A 14,649-nucleotide genomic window follows, 5' to 3' on the forward strand; every position below is an offset into this window, starting at 1 on the left:
AGACCTGCTCGCTCCCGCGCGGGATCAGGCGATCGCGCGAGAACAGGCGGATCCGGATCCTCCCGGCCTGATCCGGCGTGATCGCCTGATCCCACGATGAATCGTGCGAGTCAGCGTCCGACCTGCAGCGTGGAGTCGCCCTGGCGGGCCTCCCAGGCGGCGCGCATGAAGCGGCGCACGTCCTCATCGACGCGGATGTCGCGGGGGCGCAGCGGACGGGTGAGGTAGAGGCCGTCCAGCGAGGTGAGCCGCGACAGGGCGACGTAGGTCTGCCCGGGCGCGAACGCGCCGGATCCGAGATCCACGATCGCGCGGTCGTAGGTCTTGCCCTGGGACTTGTGGATCGTGACGGCCCAGGCGAGCCGCAGCGGGAACTGGGTGAACTCGGCGACCACCTCCCGCGAGAGCGTCTTGGTGCCCGGGTTGTAGATGTAGCGATAGCGCTCCCAGACCGCCGGCTCGACGTCGACCTCCTCGCCGTCGATCTCGACCCGCACCGTGTCGCCCAGGATCCGCACGACCGTGCCGATCGTGCCGTTCACCCAGCGCGGCGGGTCGGGGGCGGCGGAGACGTCGTTGCGCAGGAACATCACCTGCGCGCCCTCCTTGAGCTGCAGCTCGGCGTCGGCCGGGTAGTTCGCCTCGCCGCGGCCGAAGTCGCCGGAGATGTCGGCCTTCGCCTTCTGCACCTTGCCGGGGAGGGCCGCCAGGTGCCGCGCGTTGATGCCGTTGACGATGTCGTTGCGGGTGGCGAGGGTGATGATCGGGATCTCGCCGGGGGCCGGATCCGGAGGCGTGCGGGCACCGGCGGTGTTCAGGGCCTCGGCGATCTCGGCGGTCACCCGGCCGTAGCGCACCGCGTTGAGCATGGCCTTGAACCCGGCATCCGACTGCCGGTGGATGTGCACGAGCTCGCGCACGTGCAGCTGCGCGCCGTGCTCCCCGATGTCGAGCAGGCCGTCGGAGGCCTGACCGCCGGTCCACACCTTCGCGTCGAAGAACCAGAACGAGCGGTAGTGATCCTGGATGTACCGCAGCTCGTCACCCCGCGGCGGCACGGGCGCGAGCTGATACGGGTCCCCGAACATCACGACCTGCACCCCGCCGAAGGGCTCTCCCCTGCGGCCCCGAGCCTGCCGCAGCGACCGGTCGATCGCGTCCATCAGATCCGCGTTGACCATCGAGACCTCGTCGATCACGAGCGTGTCGATGGCGTTCAGGATCTTGCGGGTCGCATCCGACTGGTCGATCTCGCTGTCGGCGATGAGGCCGATCGGCAGGCGGAACAGCGAATGGATCGTCTGGCCCTCGACGTTGAGCGCGGCGACGCCCGTGGGCGCGCACACGGCGATCTGCTTCTGCGTGTTGTAGGCGAAGTGCTGCAGCAGCGTCGATTTGCCGGTGCCGGCACGGCCCGTGATGAACACGTGCTCCCGGGTGTCCTCGATCAGCCGGAACAGTTCTTCCTGTTCGGCGGAGAGGGTCGGCGTGCTCACGGTCTTCGGATTCTACCGGCGCCCGGCCGAGCCGGCTCTCCCCCGTGCCGACATCGCGCGACCACGTCCGACGCACTCGGGCTTCCCGCAGGCGGGCTTTCGTAGACTGACGCACATGGTGCAGTCGGCGGGGGTGCTGGCGCCTGGTGTGCGGACGCGCCGGGCGCGGACCGCGCGACGTCGCGCCCCGCTGTGGGCCGACCTCACCCTGCTCGCCGTGGTGGGCGTCGTGCTCGTCGCCGCTCTCGCGGCCGGCGGGCTGACCGTCTACCGGGAGTTCTACAGCCCCTCGGCGTTCGTCACGCGGTATCTGACGATGCTCGCCGAGGGCCGCGCCGCCGATGCGCTGCGCCTGCCCGGGGTGGCGATCGGACACGGCGATCTCGACAACAGCACCTTCCGCAACGCCTCCGACGCGCTGCTGCGCCGTGCCGCGCTGGGCTCGCTCACCGACATCACGGTCACCGACGAGCATCCGCAGGGCGATGCCACCGCCGTCACGGTGCACTACAAGGCCGGCGGCCACTCCGGCACGAGCACGTTCCTGGTCGCGCAGGACGGCTGGATCGGCGTCGCACCGTCGTGGGAGTTCGCGCAGAGCCCGCTCTCCGTCATCTCGCTCACGGTGCGCGGATCCGACCGCTTCTCGGTGAACGGCTTCGAGCTCGACCGCCGGCAGGTGGCCGCTAAGGGTGCCGAATCATCGGCCCTCGAGCCCGTGCCGATGCTGGTGTTCTCCCCCGGGCTGTACTCCGTGTCGGTGAAGACGTCGACCGCCACCGCGAATGGCATGGGCGTGCTGGCCGACAAGCCCCTCGCGGAGGTGCCGCTCGACGTGCAGGCCAAGCCCACGACCGAGTTCGTGAAGGTGGTGCAGCAGCGGGTCCACGAGTTCCTCGACCAGTGCACGACGCAGACCGTGCTGCAGCCCACGGGGTGCCCGTTCGGCATGACCGTGCAGAACCGCGTCGTGGACGGGCCCACCTGGACCATGGTGCGCCCTCCGGACATCACGCTGGAGCCCGACGACGAGGGATGGAAGATCCCGCCCACCGACGCCGTCGCGCACGTCACGCTCGACGTGAAGTCGCTCTACAACGGCACCGTCTCGCACGTCGACGAGGACGTCCCGTTCCAGGTGGACGGATCCATCCGGTTCCTGCCGGACGGATCCGCCTCGATCAGCATCACCTCGCCGGAGCAGTCCGCGAACCCGCCCGGATCCGAAGGCTGAGTCCCGGCCGCCGCTCAGCGCCCGCGCGAGGCGGCGCGGCGGTCCTTCTCGGCGAGCTCGGCGAGGCGCGCGTTGTACTCCTCGAGCTCCGCATCGCCGCTGCGATCGGCGGCGCGGTCCGCACGCTTCTGGATGCGGGCATCGCTGCGGCTCCACTGGATCGCGACGGTGATCGCCAGGATCAGAGTCGGGATCTCCCCCACCGACCAGGCGACGCCGCCGCCGACGTACTGATCCTGCAGCGGGGTCGCCCCCCAGGTGCGCCCCATCGCGCCGAACCACTCCGCGACCATCAGCCCGGACTGCATCATGATCGCCATGCCGAAGAAGGCGTGCGTGGCCATCACCGCGATGAGCGTGATGAGACGCCCCGCGTACGGCAGCCGCTGCGGCACCGGATCCGCGCCGATCAGGCTGAGCACGAACAGGTAGCCCGAGATGAGGAAGTGCATCGTCATCCACTCGTGGCCGATGTGGTCGGTCATCGCCCAGCGCACGAGGTCGGTGAAGTAGAACGCCCACAGCGACAGCACGAAGATCGCGGCCGCCACGAACGGGTTCGTGACGACGCGGGAGAACGGCGAGTGCACGGCCCACAGGATCCATTCCCGTCCGCCGCGGGTGCCGTCGCCGCGCTTGTCGATCGCGCGCAGGGCCAGGGTCACCGGGGCGCCCGAGACCAGCAGCAGCGGGATCGCCATCGACAGCATCATGTGCCCGAGCATGTGCACGCTGAAGAGGTACTCCTGGTAGGCGTTGATCGCGCCGCCGGTGACCCAGACCAGCGCGGCCATGCCGAGGATCCAGAACACGGTGCGGTGGATCGGCCAGGCGTCGCCGCGCGCCCGCAGGCGGCGCACGCCGAGCAGGTACAGCACGACGCCGAGCACCGCCGCGACCGCCCAGATGAGGTCGAGGTTCCACGTCGTCAGCCAGCGCACCGGCGTGAGCTCGGGCGGCAGGGCGGATCCGGTGAGGATCTCGGCCGCGCTGCGCACGGCGGGCGCCTCGAGGCCGGCGGGCGGGGGCGTGCGGGCGAGCGCTGCCGCGAGCCCGGAGGCGAGGCCCATCAGGGCGAGCTCGAGCAGCACGAGGGTCCAGAACGGACCGGATCCGCCCGACTCCAGCTTCGGGATGAGCCGGGTGCGGTAGCGGGCGCCGAGCGCGCCGAGCAGGATCAGGACGACCGCCTTCGCGACGATGATCCCGCCGTACGGGGTGAGCATGCCGGCCCAGTCGCCCACCGCGACGATCGAGCGGGCGACGCCCGACACGGCGACCACGACGTAGGCCACGAGCGCGAGCGAGGAGTACCGGCGCACGACCGCCGCGAAGGTGACGCCGTCACGGGGCTTCTTGCCCTTCGCGGTCTTCTGCGTGTTCGCGGTCTTCGCGCCCGATGCGCTGCCGCGGGCACCGGCCTTCGCGCCGACGGCGTCGATCAGCTCGCTGCCGGATCCGCGCAGCACGATGAGCAGCAGCAGTCCGCCGATCCACACCGCCGCGCCGACGGTGTGCAGCAGCAGGGAGTTCACCGCCGCGTCGTGCCCGCTGAGGTCGCCGGCGTGCCCCTGCGTCGCGAGGGGGATGAACGATGCCGCCGCGAGGACCGCGGTGAACAGCGTCGCCGTCCAGCCGCGGAACGCGAACGCGGCGATCGTGATCACGGCGCCGGCGAGCACGGTCATCAGCCACGCCTGGCCCAGCGGGAGCTCGAGCAGGAAGCGTCCGAGCTGGGCGCCGAACTCCGGGCCGACGCTGAGCTTCACGCCGAGGGTCTGCAGGAACGTGAACAGCCCCGCCACCGCGCTGGCCACGGTGTAGACGGCTGCGCCGATCGATGCGGTGTCCAGCGCGATCTCGAAGGATCGCGCCCCGCTGCGCAGCGCGAAGAGCGCGAGCACGAGAGATCCGAGCATGGCCGCCGCGCCGAGGTTGCTCAGCGTCGTCACGACCGGGAGACCCCAGCGCACAACAGGGCCGGGGTCGAGGAGGAGGTTCGGCGCGGCGCCCCCGCCGAAGGCCAGCCCGGCGAGGACGGCGAGGATCGCGGCGCCCACGAGGATCACAGGCCCGGCGATGCGCAGGGTCGCGGATCCGGCGGGCAGGGACGTGCGGTCGGCGCCCGCCTGGGGGCGGACCCCGGTGGAGGGGCGATTCACCCCTCCAGCCTAGGCGCGCCGCCTGTGCGTGCCGTCCGGGAGTCGCCCCACCGCGGCAGGCTGACACGCAGAAGGCCGCCCCCGGAGGGACGGCCTCGCGAGGCGGAGCCGGATTACTTGACGGCAGCCTTGAGCTTGGAGCCGGCGGTCACCTTGACGCGCTTGCCGGCCGGGATCTTGATCTCGGCGCCGGTCTGCGGGTTGCGGCCCGTGCGAGCGGCGGTCGCGACCTGCTCGAACGAGATCCAACCCGGGATCGAGACCTTGCTGCCCTTGGCAACAGCGTCCGAGACCGTGGCGAACAGGGCGTCGAGAACGCCGGAGACAGCAGCCTGGCTCTGGCCGGTGGCGCTGGCGATGCTCGCGACGAGCTCGGTCTTGGTGATGGACTTGTCAGCCATTTCATCCTCCAGCGACGGGGATCCCGTCGCTTCGTATCAGAGTTCCGGATGGGCGGATGCCCCCCGTTGGTCGAACGACCGCCTTGAATGTATCAACCAAACCCCGGTTTTCCGCGTCATTTCGCGGTTTTTGACGTTTTCCGGCGGCGTGTCGCGCCTCATCAGCCCCTCGCGTCCGGGTCCGGGGACCCTGGCGCGTTCGCCACTCACCCCTTCAGGAGGATTTCTCCCGCTCGGGAGGAGATGCAGAACCCGATCATCCTCCCGAACAGGAGTTCTCCTCCCGAGCGGGAGAAAGCCCGAAGGATCCTCCTCCCCTCCGTGAGAACTCGCCGGATCAGCGCGAGCGAGTGCGGGGCGAGCGTGCGCAGCGGCGACAGGGATCCGGACATGCAGAAAGGGCGGGGATCCGAGGATCCCCGCCCTTTGCGTCCCTTCGACGAGCTCAGGGAACGGTGAGACTTACCAGCTCGACTTGGTCACGCCGGGCAGCTCGCCACGGTGCGCCATGTCACGGAAGCGGACACGCGAGATGCCGAACTTCGTGAGGACACCGCGGGGGCGGCCGTCGATGGCGTCGCGCGAACGCAGGCGCACCGGCGACGCGTTGCGCGGGAGCTTCTGCAGGCCGACGCGGGCGGCCTCGCGGGCCTCGTCGGTCGCGTTCGCGTCGACGAGGGTCTTCTTCAGCTCGGCGCGCTTCTCCGCGTAGCGGTCGACGACGGCCTGACGCTGCTTGTTGCGCGCGATCTTGCTCTTCTTAGCCATGGATCAACGCTCCTCTCGGAATTCGACGTGCTTGCGAACCACCGGGTCGTACTTCTTCAGCACGAGGCGGTCGGGGGTGTTGCGGCGGTTCTTCTTGGTCACGTAGGTGTAACCCGTGCCGGCGGTCGAACGCAGCTTGATGATCGGACGGATGTCCTGAGCCTTCTTGGCCATTAGAGCTTCACACCCTTCGCCTGGAGGTCCGCGACAACCTTCTCGATGCCACGGGCGTCGATCACCTTGATGCCCTTGGCGGACACGTTCAGGGTGATCTTCCGGCCGAGCGAGGGCACGTAGTAGGTCTTCTTCTGCACGTTCGGGTCGAAGCGGCGCTTCGTCCGGCGGTGCGAGTGCGAGATGTTGTGACCGAAGCCGGGAACAGCACCGGTCACCTGGCACACTGCTGCCATGATGACTCCTTCATTACCGTGAGGCCGGACGGCCCCACCCAAGATCCCTTGTCTGCACGCCTCTCCCCTGCCCGATGACTCGGCTCAGAAGGGGAGGCATACGAACTGCGCACAGGAGTGTGCGCAGACAAAGAGCTACTCTAGCACGGATCCGATCCCGGGCGTGTCCAGAGCCGCCGCGGCCTCGGCCGCTCCCCGCCCCCAGCGGAACGGCGAGACCGTCGGATCCCCGGGGATCCAGAACCGCCACGGGAACGCGCCGGTGCCGGCGTGACCGGCGACGCCCACCCGCGGGCCCGTCGCGACGTCTGCCAGCGGCTCGCCCAGCCACAGCTCCGCCCGCGCGCCGGCCAGCTCCGCGCCCGTGACGGCGTCGATCCCGTCGTGCTGCGGATGCCGCAGACCGGACGCCTGACCGAACCGGCCAGGACCGCGGGCGAGGTCGCGCAGCTCCCGCCGTCCCCGCCGCACGGCCGCCACGTCGACACCCGAGACGACCTCGCCGGCGCGCAGCAGCACACCGCCGGCCACCCCCTCGGGTCCGCACACCACGTTGACGCAGGAGTGGATCCCGTGGCTGAGGTAGACGTACAGGTGTCCCGGCTCGCCCCACATGGTGGCGTTGCGGGCCGTGCGGCCCATCCGCGCATGCGACCCGGGATCGTGCCGGTCACCGACGCCCTTGCCGTGGTAGGCCTCGACCTCGGTGATGCGCAGGATCACCTCCGCTCCGTCGACGACCGTGCGCAGGCGGGCGCCGAGCAGGGTCGGCGCGACCTCGAGGGGCAGCGCGACGAGATCCTCGCGGCGGGCTCGCCGCAGCCCGTCCCCGGTTGCGCTCATCGGTCGTCCCCCGCCGGGATCACCGGTGCGGCGCCTGCGCGCACCACGACGGGTCGAAGCCCGCGAGCACCACCTGCTCCTTGCCCGTCTTGGTGTCGATGATGTGCGTCTGCATCGTCGTGGGCAGCGGCAGCAGCGACTTGTCGTAGGGGTTGTTCACGAGCTTGGGCGCCACCACGATCGCGCTGTACTGGCCGCTCGGCGACGGGCAGGCCTGCATGATCGCGTCGGATCCGGTCACGCTGAACAGCTTCACCGCCTTGCCGTCGTCGGCCACGCGCGTCACGATCTGCCCGGTCGGCAGCCCGCTCGCGTCGCGGGTGGCGACCTGGCGCAGCGTTCCGCCGGGGAACGGCGCGATCGTGCCCGGAACCCCGAAGTCGGGCGTCGAGGCCGCCAGCGGCTTCTCGGATCCGTCGGCGAGGTTCAGCTCGATCAGGTCGGCGCCGCGGCTGACGATCGCGGTGTACGTGCCGCGGCTGATGCCCTCGATGGTCTGAGCGGCGCCGAGGGCGGTGGGCTTGGCCTTCGCGTCGGCACGATCCTCGACGTACAGCGCACCGGTGAAGTCGATGAACAGCGCCGAGGAGGAGTCGGGCACGAACGCCCACTGCCCCACGCTCGGCTGCTTGTCGGCGAGGCTCACGATCTGCGGGTCGCCGTCGCCGGTCAGCGACTGGGTCACGAGCACGCTCGCCCGGCCGCTGGTCGCGCTGACGCCCTTGTCCGTGAAGGTGTAGCCGACGAGGTTGCCGCGCTCCGACACCTGCAGCGAGGAGACGAACCCTGGACCGGGCAGCTTCAGCTCGCGCTCGCTCTTGCCCTGCCGGTCCATCACGAGCAGGGACGAGACGCCGTCCTTCTCGGTGGCGACCACGAGGTGATCGGCGGTGGCGCGGAAGTCGTCGATCTTCTCGTGCTGCACCATCGGAACGGCGTTCTTGCCTCCGAGGTCGGTGTGGAAGATCGTGTCGTCGCCGTCCGCGTTGCGCTGCAGCAGGTACATGGTCGACTTCGGCGTCTGGAAAGTCGCCTGAAGGGTGCTGCGCCGCTGCTTGTCGGTGCCGGTCGCGTCCTTCACCGTCACCGTGTAGGTCGTATCGTCGTCGAGCGGCACCGTGAAGCGGACCCCGAGGTTGCGCCCTGAGGTGTCGACCGTGAACGGCGTCTTGGGGCTCACCGACACCTGCGACGCGGCCACCTTCGCCAACGGCTGGCTGGCGGTGATGATCATCCGGGTCCCGGACGCGTCGATCGCCGCCTGGGCGTCGACCTTCACGCTGCTGATCCGTGGACCCTGCAGGAGCGTGATCACCCCGAATCCGGCGACCACGAGCACGAGGACACCGAGCACGGCCGCCAGGATCAGGGGGAACCGGCGGCGGGCCTCGACCGGCTCGGGGGTCGGGTGCGGCTCCCACGCCGGCGGCTCGAAGCGCGGGTCGGACCCGGCCCCGCCTGCGGCGTCGTCCGCCGAGCGTCGCGGACCGGGACCGGCGGAGACGTCGACCGGGTCGGGCGGCACGGGAACGGGCGGCACCTCAGGGGCGGGCGCCGGCGAAGCGGGCATGTCGCGCGGGTCGATGACCGGCGTGTCGTCTGGGGTGACCGAGGCCGCGGACACCGGTTCGAGCGAAGCGGCGGGTTCCGGCGCGGCGGCCGGCTCGGGTTCCTCCGGAGTCGTCGCGCGAGCCGACCGCGGGTCGGAACGCGAGTCGGACCCGGATCCAGTCCCGGGGTCTGAGCCTCCGCCTCCGGTCCCTGAGCCTGTCGAAGGGACCCCGGTCCGCGGGCCGGGCGCTTCGACGGGCTCAGCGACCGGCGGTTCGGGCGTCGCCGCGGCCGCTTCCTCGGCGGCGCGGCGGGCCCGCAGTTCGGCGCGGGTGAGGGGACGATCCGCGTCGTCAGTGCTCATAGGGGTCCTTCGGCTCCGGGATCTTCGACACGCTGGCCGGCACGATCGAGAGCTTCCCGTCGGCGCTCGCGCGGACGGTCCCCCTGACCTGCACCCAGTCGCCCACAGCGTACTGGCCCTGCCAGCCGGTGATCTGCACCGGCACCGACGCCGGCTGCGCGTCGAGCACGCAGTGCGAGATGACCATGCGGGTCAGATGCGCCTGATCCTTCGCGGATCCGCTGGGGGTGAGGAAGCCGGTGAGCGTGACGGAGGATCCGTCGTACTTCTCCGGCCGGGATCCGGTGGCGAACACGCTCGCCCAGCCGCCGATCCCGAACGTGCTGGTGTCGGTGTTGGCGCCCAGGGCCACGTTGTCGGCGCCCGCGAAGAGCACGTTGCCCATCGGGGCGCGCTGCATCGCCATATCCACCGACAGCGACGCCGGAGGCAGCAGCAGCGCGCCGGCGACGACGCCCGTGGCGATCACCCCGCCGGTCGCGCCCGCGACGGTGCCGACGACGCGGCGCGCAGACGGCCGCGAGCCCGCGTGATCATGCCCGTGCTCCCCGGCGTGATCGTGTCCGGACCTGCCGTGCTCGTGGGCGCTGCCGTGGCCCGCACCGCCGTGGTCGTGGCCGTGCTCCTGCTCCGCACCGAGCGGCAGCGCGCACGACCACACCACGCCGATGAGGGTGGCGACCGCCGCGGCCACGGCGAACCACACCGTCTCAGGGCTGATGTACAGCGTGAGCCGCCCCGTCGCCGCGAGGGCGAGCGTGGCCACGGCCAGCGCTGCGGCGAGCCCTGCGCCCAGCCAGCGGGTGCCCAGGGCCTGCGCGCGGGAGGCGCGGGATCCGATCGCGTCAGGCAAAGACGTTCACCCCGATCCCCACCGCGAACCCGAAGAGGACCACGATGCCCACGATCCCGCCGAGCGTGCGGGCGGTGAACGTGGTGCGCAGCAGCGCCATCATCTTGATGTCCACGAGCGGCCCGACCAGCAGAAACGCGACGATCGCCCCCGGCGAGAACGTCGACGCGAAGGACAGCGCGAAGAAGGAGTCGACGTTGGAGCAGATCGCGACCGAGATCGCCAGCGCGATCATCGCGACGACCGACAGCAGCGGGTTGGATCCGATCGCGAGCAGCACATCGCGCGGCACCAGCACCTGCACGGCTCCGGCGAGCGCGGATCCGACGATCAGCGCGGGCATCACCGCGCGCAGCTCGATGAGGAACTGGGCGAGGCTGCGGCGGATCCCGGATCCCTGCTCGTGCACGACGACCTCGCAGGTGTCGCGGAACCGCTCCGTCAGCAGCGCGTCCGGATCCGGGTGCCGGCTGTAGACCCAGCCGATGAGGTTGGCGACGAGGTAGCCGCCGACGAGCCGGGCGACGAGGATCCCTCCGTCGAACCCGAACGCGGCATGCGTGGTGAGGATGACGATCGGGTTCACGATGGGCGCGGCGACGAGGAACGTGAGCGCCTCGGCAGGCCCCAGGCCGCGCATCATCAGGCCGCGCGCGAACGGGACGTTGCCGCATTCGCACACCGGGATCAGCATGCCCAGCAGCGACAGCACGGCGCGCCGCGCCCAGCCGCGCTTCGGCAGGATCCGCTCGATCACGCCGGCGGGAAGCCACACCTGCACGGCGATCGAGAGGACGACGCCGAGGATCACGAACGGGAGCGCCTCGAACAGCACGCTCAGGGCCAGCGTGAGCCCGTCCTGCAGGCGGTTGGGCAGCCGGGTCGGGAACAGGTGCGGGGCCAGCACGTCGATCGCGACGAGCGCGGCGACCACGACGACGCCGATCACGGCGCCGATGGCCGCGGTGCGTCCGGTCAGTCGGGGCGGCGGCGTGCGCAGCGCGTGCGGGGTGGCCGCCCCGTCACGCGCGGCGGTCGCACGGCGGCCGGGGGTCGTCAGCGTCACGCGGGGATCACTCCTGGGCGGCGGCGCAGTTCGCGCACAGTCCGAAGATGTCGACGACGTGCTCAGCGTCGCGGAAGCCGTGCTGCGCAGCGGTGCGCTGCGCCCACTGCTCCACGTCGGTGGCCTCGATCTCGCGGGTCTCTCCGCAGGAACGGCAGATCAGGTGGTGGTGGTGGCCGGTGCTGCTGCACGCGCGGTACAGCGCCTCGCCCTCCGGGCTCTGCAGCGAGTCCGCCTCACCGGAGGCCGCCAGGCCGGCGAGCGCGCGGTACACGGTCGCGAGACCGATGCCGGTGTTGGCCTCGCGCAGGGTGGCGTGCAGCGTCTGCGCGCTGACGAATCCGCGCGCGTCGGAGAGCTCCTCCCGCACGCGTTCGCGCTGCCACGTGTTCCGCTGAGCCATGCCTCGAGTCTAGATCCGCCCGCTGGCCCGCGGCTGGGAGCGGCGTATCCGTGGGCTCCGAGCGCTCCGAGATGGAGAACGCCGCCTCCGGGGACCGGAGAACGGCGTTCTCCATCTCGCGAGCGACTCAGGCGTCGGCGCGCTCCGCGGAGGCCTCGCCAGGCTCCTCGGCCGGCTCCTCGGCCGCGCGCTCCTCGGCCGCGGGAGCGGATCCGGATCCCTCGCTGCCGAGTGCGCCGTCGGGGCGGATCAGTTCGCGCACCTCGGCCATGAAGCTGGTGAGCTGCTGCTGCTGCCAGCGCAGCTGCCGGGCGCGGTCGTCGGCGTCGCGCACGACGTTCGCCGTGTGCGCGGTGACCATGTCGACGATCTTCTGCGACTTGGTGCGGGCCCGGTCGAGCGTCTCGCGGGCGCGGACCTGCGCCTCGGCCTCGATCGCCTGGGCCTGCGAGCGCATCAGCCGCTCGTAGTCGTCGGCCTTCGCCGAGATCCGCTCCGCGTGCGCGAGAGCCGCCGCGACCTGCTCGTTCGCGTCGGCGGTGATCCGCTCGGCGTGCGCGACGGCCTGGTTGTGCAGCACGAGGAACTCCTGCTGCGCGTCGTCCTGGCGGCGGGTGAGCGACTCCTCCAGCTCCAGCACGCGGGCGTTCATCTCGCGCACCTCGCGCTCGGCGGCCACGCGCAGATCGGTGGTCTCCCGCGTGACCATCGCGCGCAGCGCCGCGGCGCCCTTCTCCGCCTCGGTGCGGATCGAGTGCGCCTCCTGCTCGGCGTGGTTCACCTTCTCTGCGGCGTGCGCGGCCTCGCGCTCGATCTGCGCGGTGTGCGCGGCGAACTCGGTCTCCATCTTCAGGCGCACCTGGTCGGCGTCGCGCTGCGCCTGAGCGGTGATGCGCGCGACCTCGGCGTCGAGCTCGGCGCGCTTGGCGGCGGCCTCGTCCCGGGCCGCCTCGAGCAGACGCTCCGCCTGCACCGCAGCGTTCTGGATGAGCACGCTGGCCTGCTCCTCGGCGACGCGCAGCACGGTCTCGAACTGCGAGCGCGAGGTGGCCTCGTCGATGTCCTCCTGGGATCCGGCGAGCGCGGTGCTCAGCGACTGGATCTGCTGCGCGGACTCGGCGATCTTCGCGTTGGCGGCGGCGAGGTCGGACTCGAGCTGAGCCGCTCGCTCCTCTTGCGCGGCCGTGGCCTTCTCCAGTTCGCGACGGTGCTTCTCCGCGGCCTTGTCCAGCTCGCCGCGCAGGTGGGCGTCGGTCTTCGCGTTCGAGTCGGTGGCACGGCGCAGCTCCTCCTTGAGGGCGGTGAGGTGCGCGTCGACCTCGGCCTTGTCGTAGCCGCGGAACCCGATCGTGAACGCCTGCTGCGTCGACGGGTGCTCCAGCAGCTGATCGAAGAAGTCGCCCTGGGGCGCCTCGGGTGCACGGTTCTCGGTAGCCTCGGCCACGGGTGGCGCCTTTCTGCTCACCCCTCCTGCTCCCGGGCGCGGGGGGAACGCCGGAGAGGATGGATGCGGAGGGGGATCGCGTCGTCCGGCGTCCCTGGGTGCGGGGCCATGATCCGCGCGAGTCCCGACTATCCTAACCCGCTCGCGTCGGTGGGCAGGGGGCGGCAGCGAGTGCGGACGCGGAACGATCGCGCCGAGGTCCGCGGACGATCGGCTCCCGGATCCGGCCGGACCGCGCCCACGAGCAGCCGGCAGGATCCGGCGGCCGCCGCTCAGCCCGCGTCGCGCTGGATCCCGGCGATCACCGCACGGATCGCCGCGTCACCGCGTCGGGTCTGCTCGGCCCGGTCCACGCCGGCGAGCGGACCGCGCAGGCACAGCTCGGCGAAGCCGTGCACGGTGGCCCAGCACGCCCAGGCGGCGTCGTCGCGGCGAGCCGACGGCAGCTCCCCCGCCGCGACCAGGTCGTCGAGCGCCGCGGTCAGCGCGCGGAACGCCGGAGCCTGTGCGGTCGTCGCCGGATCCGGCGGCCGGATGCCGAAGAACACCACCGCGAACCACCCCGGCTCGTCGAGGGCGAACGCGATATAGGCGGCACCGATCCGGTGCAGGCGCTCGAGCGGCGAGCCCTCCGGCGCATCGGTCATCGCCGCCGCGAGACCCTCCTGGATCGCGGCCGCCGTGGCGTCCAGCAGCGCGGCGCGGTTCGGGAAGTGCCGGTACGCCGCGTTGGGCGAGACGCCCACGCGGCGCGTGGCCTCGCGGATCGTGATGGCCGCGGGGCCGCCTTCGCGTCCCAGCGCGACGGCCGCCTCGACCAGGGCGCTGCCGAGATCGCCATGGTGATAGGCCATCGGATCCCCTTCCGCCTCTTGAGCCGCCCCGGCACGATGTGTACGGTGTGAACATAGCAGATGTGGACGCCGTGAACATCGGCGCCCGAGCGACCGACCATCGGAGGATGTCATGACCGCCCTGCCCCCTGTCGTCGACGAGCAGACCTGGCGCGAGGAGCTCGCGAAGCTGCGGATCCGGGAGAAGGCCGCAACCCGCGAACTGGACGCCATCGCGGCCGCCCGGCGGCGTCTGCCCGCCGTGAAGCTGCCCGCCTACACGCTCATCGCCGAGGACGGCAGCCGGGTGAGCCTGGCCGACGTGTTCGACGGCAAGAGCCAGCTCGTCACCTATCACCACATGTGGACGGACGGCGCCGGCTGGCAGTGCCCGGGCTGCACGGGCCTCACCTCCCAGTGGACCCGCACCGCGCAGATCGAGGCGCAGGACGCGCGATTCGTCATCGTCACGAACGGGCCTATGGACGAGGTGCTCGCATACAAGAAGCGGGTCGGCAACCAGATGACGTGGTATTCGTCCGCGGAGTCGTCGTTCGGCGCCGACGTGGACGCCGGTCCGGGCGAGGGCTTCGGCTTCAACGTCTTCCTGCGCGACGGCGAGGACGTCTACCGCACCTGGCACACGGACGGCCGCGGCGCGGAGCGCTTCAGCGTCGCGTTCGCGATCTCCGACGTGCTGCCCTACGGCCGTCAGGAGGCGTGGCAGGACGTGCCGGAGGGCTGGCCGCAGGCGCCCACCTACTCGCGCTGGCTCAGCTCCCAGGACATCGCGGCGCGGTACGGCGAGCCGGTCGCGTAGG

The 14,649-nt window shown here is 71.4% G+C and carries 15 protein-coding genes; 2 read left to right on the top strand and 13 right to left on the bottom strand.

The genetic code is table 11. The annotated features are described in order from the left end of the window. Positions 1-110: 110 nt before the first annotated feature. Positions 111-1,496, bottom strand: coding sequence for an ATP-dependent DNA helicase (locus tag ACYQ1L_RS18680; protein ID WP_460005506.1), 1,386 nt, complete (start codon positions 1,494-1,496; stop codon positions 111-113). Positions 1,497-1,611: 115 nt separating this feature from the next. Here ACYQ1L_RS18680 and ACYQ1L_RS18685 point away from each other — a divergent pair, with 115 nt between their 5' ends. Then, positions 1,612-2,730: a hypothetical protein gene (locus tag ACYQ1L_RS18685; RefSeq protein WP_460005507.1), complete on the top strand. Its 1,119-nt coding sequence runs from the start codon at positions 1,612-1,614 to the stop codon at positions 2,728-2,730. A 14-nt stretch (positions 2,731-2,744) separates the two neighbouring features. Here the strand turns inward: ACYQ1L_RS18685 and ACYQ1L_RS18690 are convergent, their stop codons facing one another. The 12 genes from ACYQ1L_RS18690 to ACYQ1L_RS18745 form a co-directional block, all read right to left on the bottom strand. Beyond that, positions 2,745-4,799, bottom strand: coding sequence for a bifunctional copper resistance protein CopD/cytochrome c oxidase assembly protein (locus tag ACYQ1L_RS18690; RefSeq protein WP_460005859.1), 2,055 nt, complete (start codon positions 4,797-4,799; stop codon positions 2,745-2,747). Positions 4,800-5,005: 206 nt separating this feature from the next. Next, positions 5,006-5,293, bottom strand: a complete 288-nt coding sequence (locus ACYQ1L_RS18695) for an HU family DNA-binding protein (protein ID WP_045250850.1) — start codon at positions 5,291-5,293, stop codon at positions 5,006-5,008. 462 nt (positions 5,294-5,755) lie between these two features. Next, positions 5,756-6,061, bottom strand: coding sequence for a 30S ribosomal protein S14 (rpsN, locus tag ACYQ1L_RS18700; RefSeq protein ID WP_159574406.1), 306 nt, complete (start codon positions 6,059-6,061; stop codon positions 5,756-5,758). A gap of 3 nt (positions 6,062-6,064) precedes the next feature. Further along, positions 6,065-6,235 carry a 50S ribosomal protein L33 gene (gene rpmG, locus ACYQ1L_RS18705; protein WP_045250846.1) on the bottom strand — a complete coding sequence of 57 codons (171 nt, stop codon included), beginning with the start codon at positions 6,233-6,235 and terminating at the stop codon, positions 6,065-6,067. Next, positions 6,235-6,471 (bottom strand): 50S ribosomal protein L28, encoded by a 237-nt coding sequence (gene rpmB / locus ACYQ1L_RS18710; protein WP_159574405.1) that lies wholly within the window; start codon positions 6,469-6,471, stop codon positions 6,235-6,237. Before rpmB ends, rpmG begins: the two co-directional genes overlap by 1 nt. A 135-nt stretch (positions 6,472-6,606) precedes the next feature. Further along, positions 6,607-7,314, bottom strand: a complete 708-nt coding sequence (locus ACYQ1L_RS18715) for a DNA-3-methyladenine glycosylase (RefSeq protein ID WP_460005508.1) — start codon at positions 7,312-7,314, stop codon at positions 6,607-6,609. A gap of 19 nt (positions 7,315-7,333) precedes the next feature. Then, positions 7,334-9,229 carry a TolB-like translocation protein gene (locus ACYQ1L_RS18720; protein WP_460005509.1) on the bottom strand — a complete coding sequence of 632 codons (1,896 nt, stop codon included), beginning with the start codon at positions 9,227-9,229 and terminating at the stop codon, positions 7,334-7,336. Next, positions 9,219-10,082, bottom strand: a complete 864-nt coding sequence (locus ACYQ1L_RS18725) for a TIGR03943 family putative permease subunit (RefSeq protein WP_460005510.1) — start codon at positions 10,080-10,082, stop codon at positions 9,219-9,221. Before ACYQ1L_RS18725 ends, ACYQ1L_RS18720 begins: the two co-directional genes overlap by 11 nt. Then, a complete protein-coding gene (locus ACYQ1L_RS18730; RefSeq protein WP_460005860.1) occupies positions 10,075-11,061 on the bottom strand; it encodes a permease in 987 nt (328 codons plus the stop codon). Before ACYQ1L_RS18730 ends, ACYQ1L_RS18725 begins: the two co-directional genes overlap by 8 nt. Positions 11,062-11,155: 94 nt before the next feature. Beyond that, on the bottom strand, positions 11,156-11,551 hold the full coding sequence (locus ACYQ1L_RS18735) for a Fur family transcriptional regulator (protein ID WP_460005511.1): 396 nt from the start codon (positions 11,549-11,551) through the stop codon (positions 11,156-11,158). A 127-nt stretch (positions 11,552-11,678) separates the two neighbouring features. Next, a complete protein-coding gene (locus tag ACYQ1L_RS18740) occupies positions 11,679-12,995 on the bottom strand; it encodes a coiled-coil domain-containing protein (protein ID WP_460005512.1) in 1,317 nt (438 codons plus the stop codon). 272 nt (positions 12,996-13,267) lie between these two features. Next, entirely contained in the window at positions 13,268-13,849 is a 582-nt protein-coding gene (locus ACYQ1L_RS18745) for a TetR/AcrR family transcriptional regulator (RefSeq protein WP_460005513.1), read from the bottom strand. Positions 13,850-13,961: 112 nt separating this feature from the next. Between ACYQ1L_RS18745 and ACYQ1L_RS18750 the strand changes: the two genes are divergently transcribed. Continuing rightward, positions 13,962-14,648, top strand: a complete 687-nt coding sequence (locus tag ACYQ1L_RS18750; protein ID WP_460005514.1) for a DUF899 family protein — start codon at positions 13,962-13,964, stop codon at positions 14,646-14,648. The last annotated feature ends 1 nt before the right edge of the window (position 14,649 follow it).

It is taken from the genome of Microbacterium xylanilyticum (assembly GCF_054654695.1).

Excerpts from the sequence above, each read along its gene's own strand:
- ACYQ1L_RS18685 (WP_460005507.1), top strand. The coding sequence starts at position 1,612 with ATGGTGCAGTCGGCGGGGGTGCTGGCGCCTGGTGTGCGGACGCGCCGG.
- ACYQ1L_RS18695 (WP_045250850.1), bottom strand. The coding sequence starts at position 5,293 with ATGGCTGACAAGTCCATCACCAAGACCGAGCTCGTCGCGAGCATCGCC.
- rpsN (WP_159574406.1), bottom strand. The coding sequence starts at position 6,061 with ATGGCTAAGAAGAGCAAGATCGCGCGCAACAAGCAGCGTCAGGCCGTC.
- rpmG (WP_045250846.1), bottom strand. The coding sequence starts at position 6,235 with ATGGCCAAGAAGGCTCAGGACATCCGTCCGATCATCAAGCTGCGTTCG.
- rpmB (WP_159574405.1), bottom strand. The coding sequence starts at position 6,471 with ATGGCAGCAGTGTGCCAGGTGACCGGTGCTGTTCCCGGCTTCGGTCAC.
- ACYQ1L_RS18715 (WP_460005508.1), bottom strand. The coding sequence starts at position 7,314 with ATGAGCGCAACCGGGGACGGGCTGCGGCGAGCCCGCCGCGAGGATCTC.
- ACYQ1L_RS18720 (WP_460005509.1), bottom strand. The coding sequence starts at position 9,229 with ATGAGCACTGACGACGCGGATCGTCCCCTCACCCGCGCCGAACTGCGG.
- ACYQ1L_RS18735 (WP_460005511.1), bottom strand. The coding sequence starts at position 11,551 with ATGGCTCAGCGGAACACGTGGCAGCGCGAACGCGTGCGGGAGGAGCTC.
- ACYQ1L_RS18745 (WP_460005513.1), bottom strand. The coding sequence starts at position 13,849 with ATGGCCTATCACCATGGCGATCTCGGCAGCGCCCTGGTCGAGGCGGCC.
- ACYQ1L_RS18750 (WP_460005514.1), top strand. The coding sequence starts at position 13,962 with ATGACCGCCCTGCCCCCTGTCGTCGACGAGCAGACCTGGCGCGAGGAG.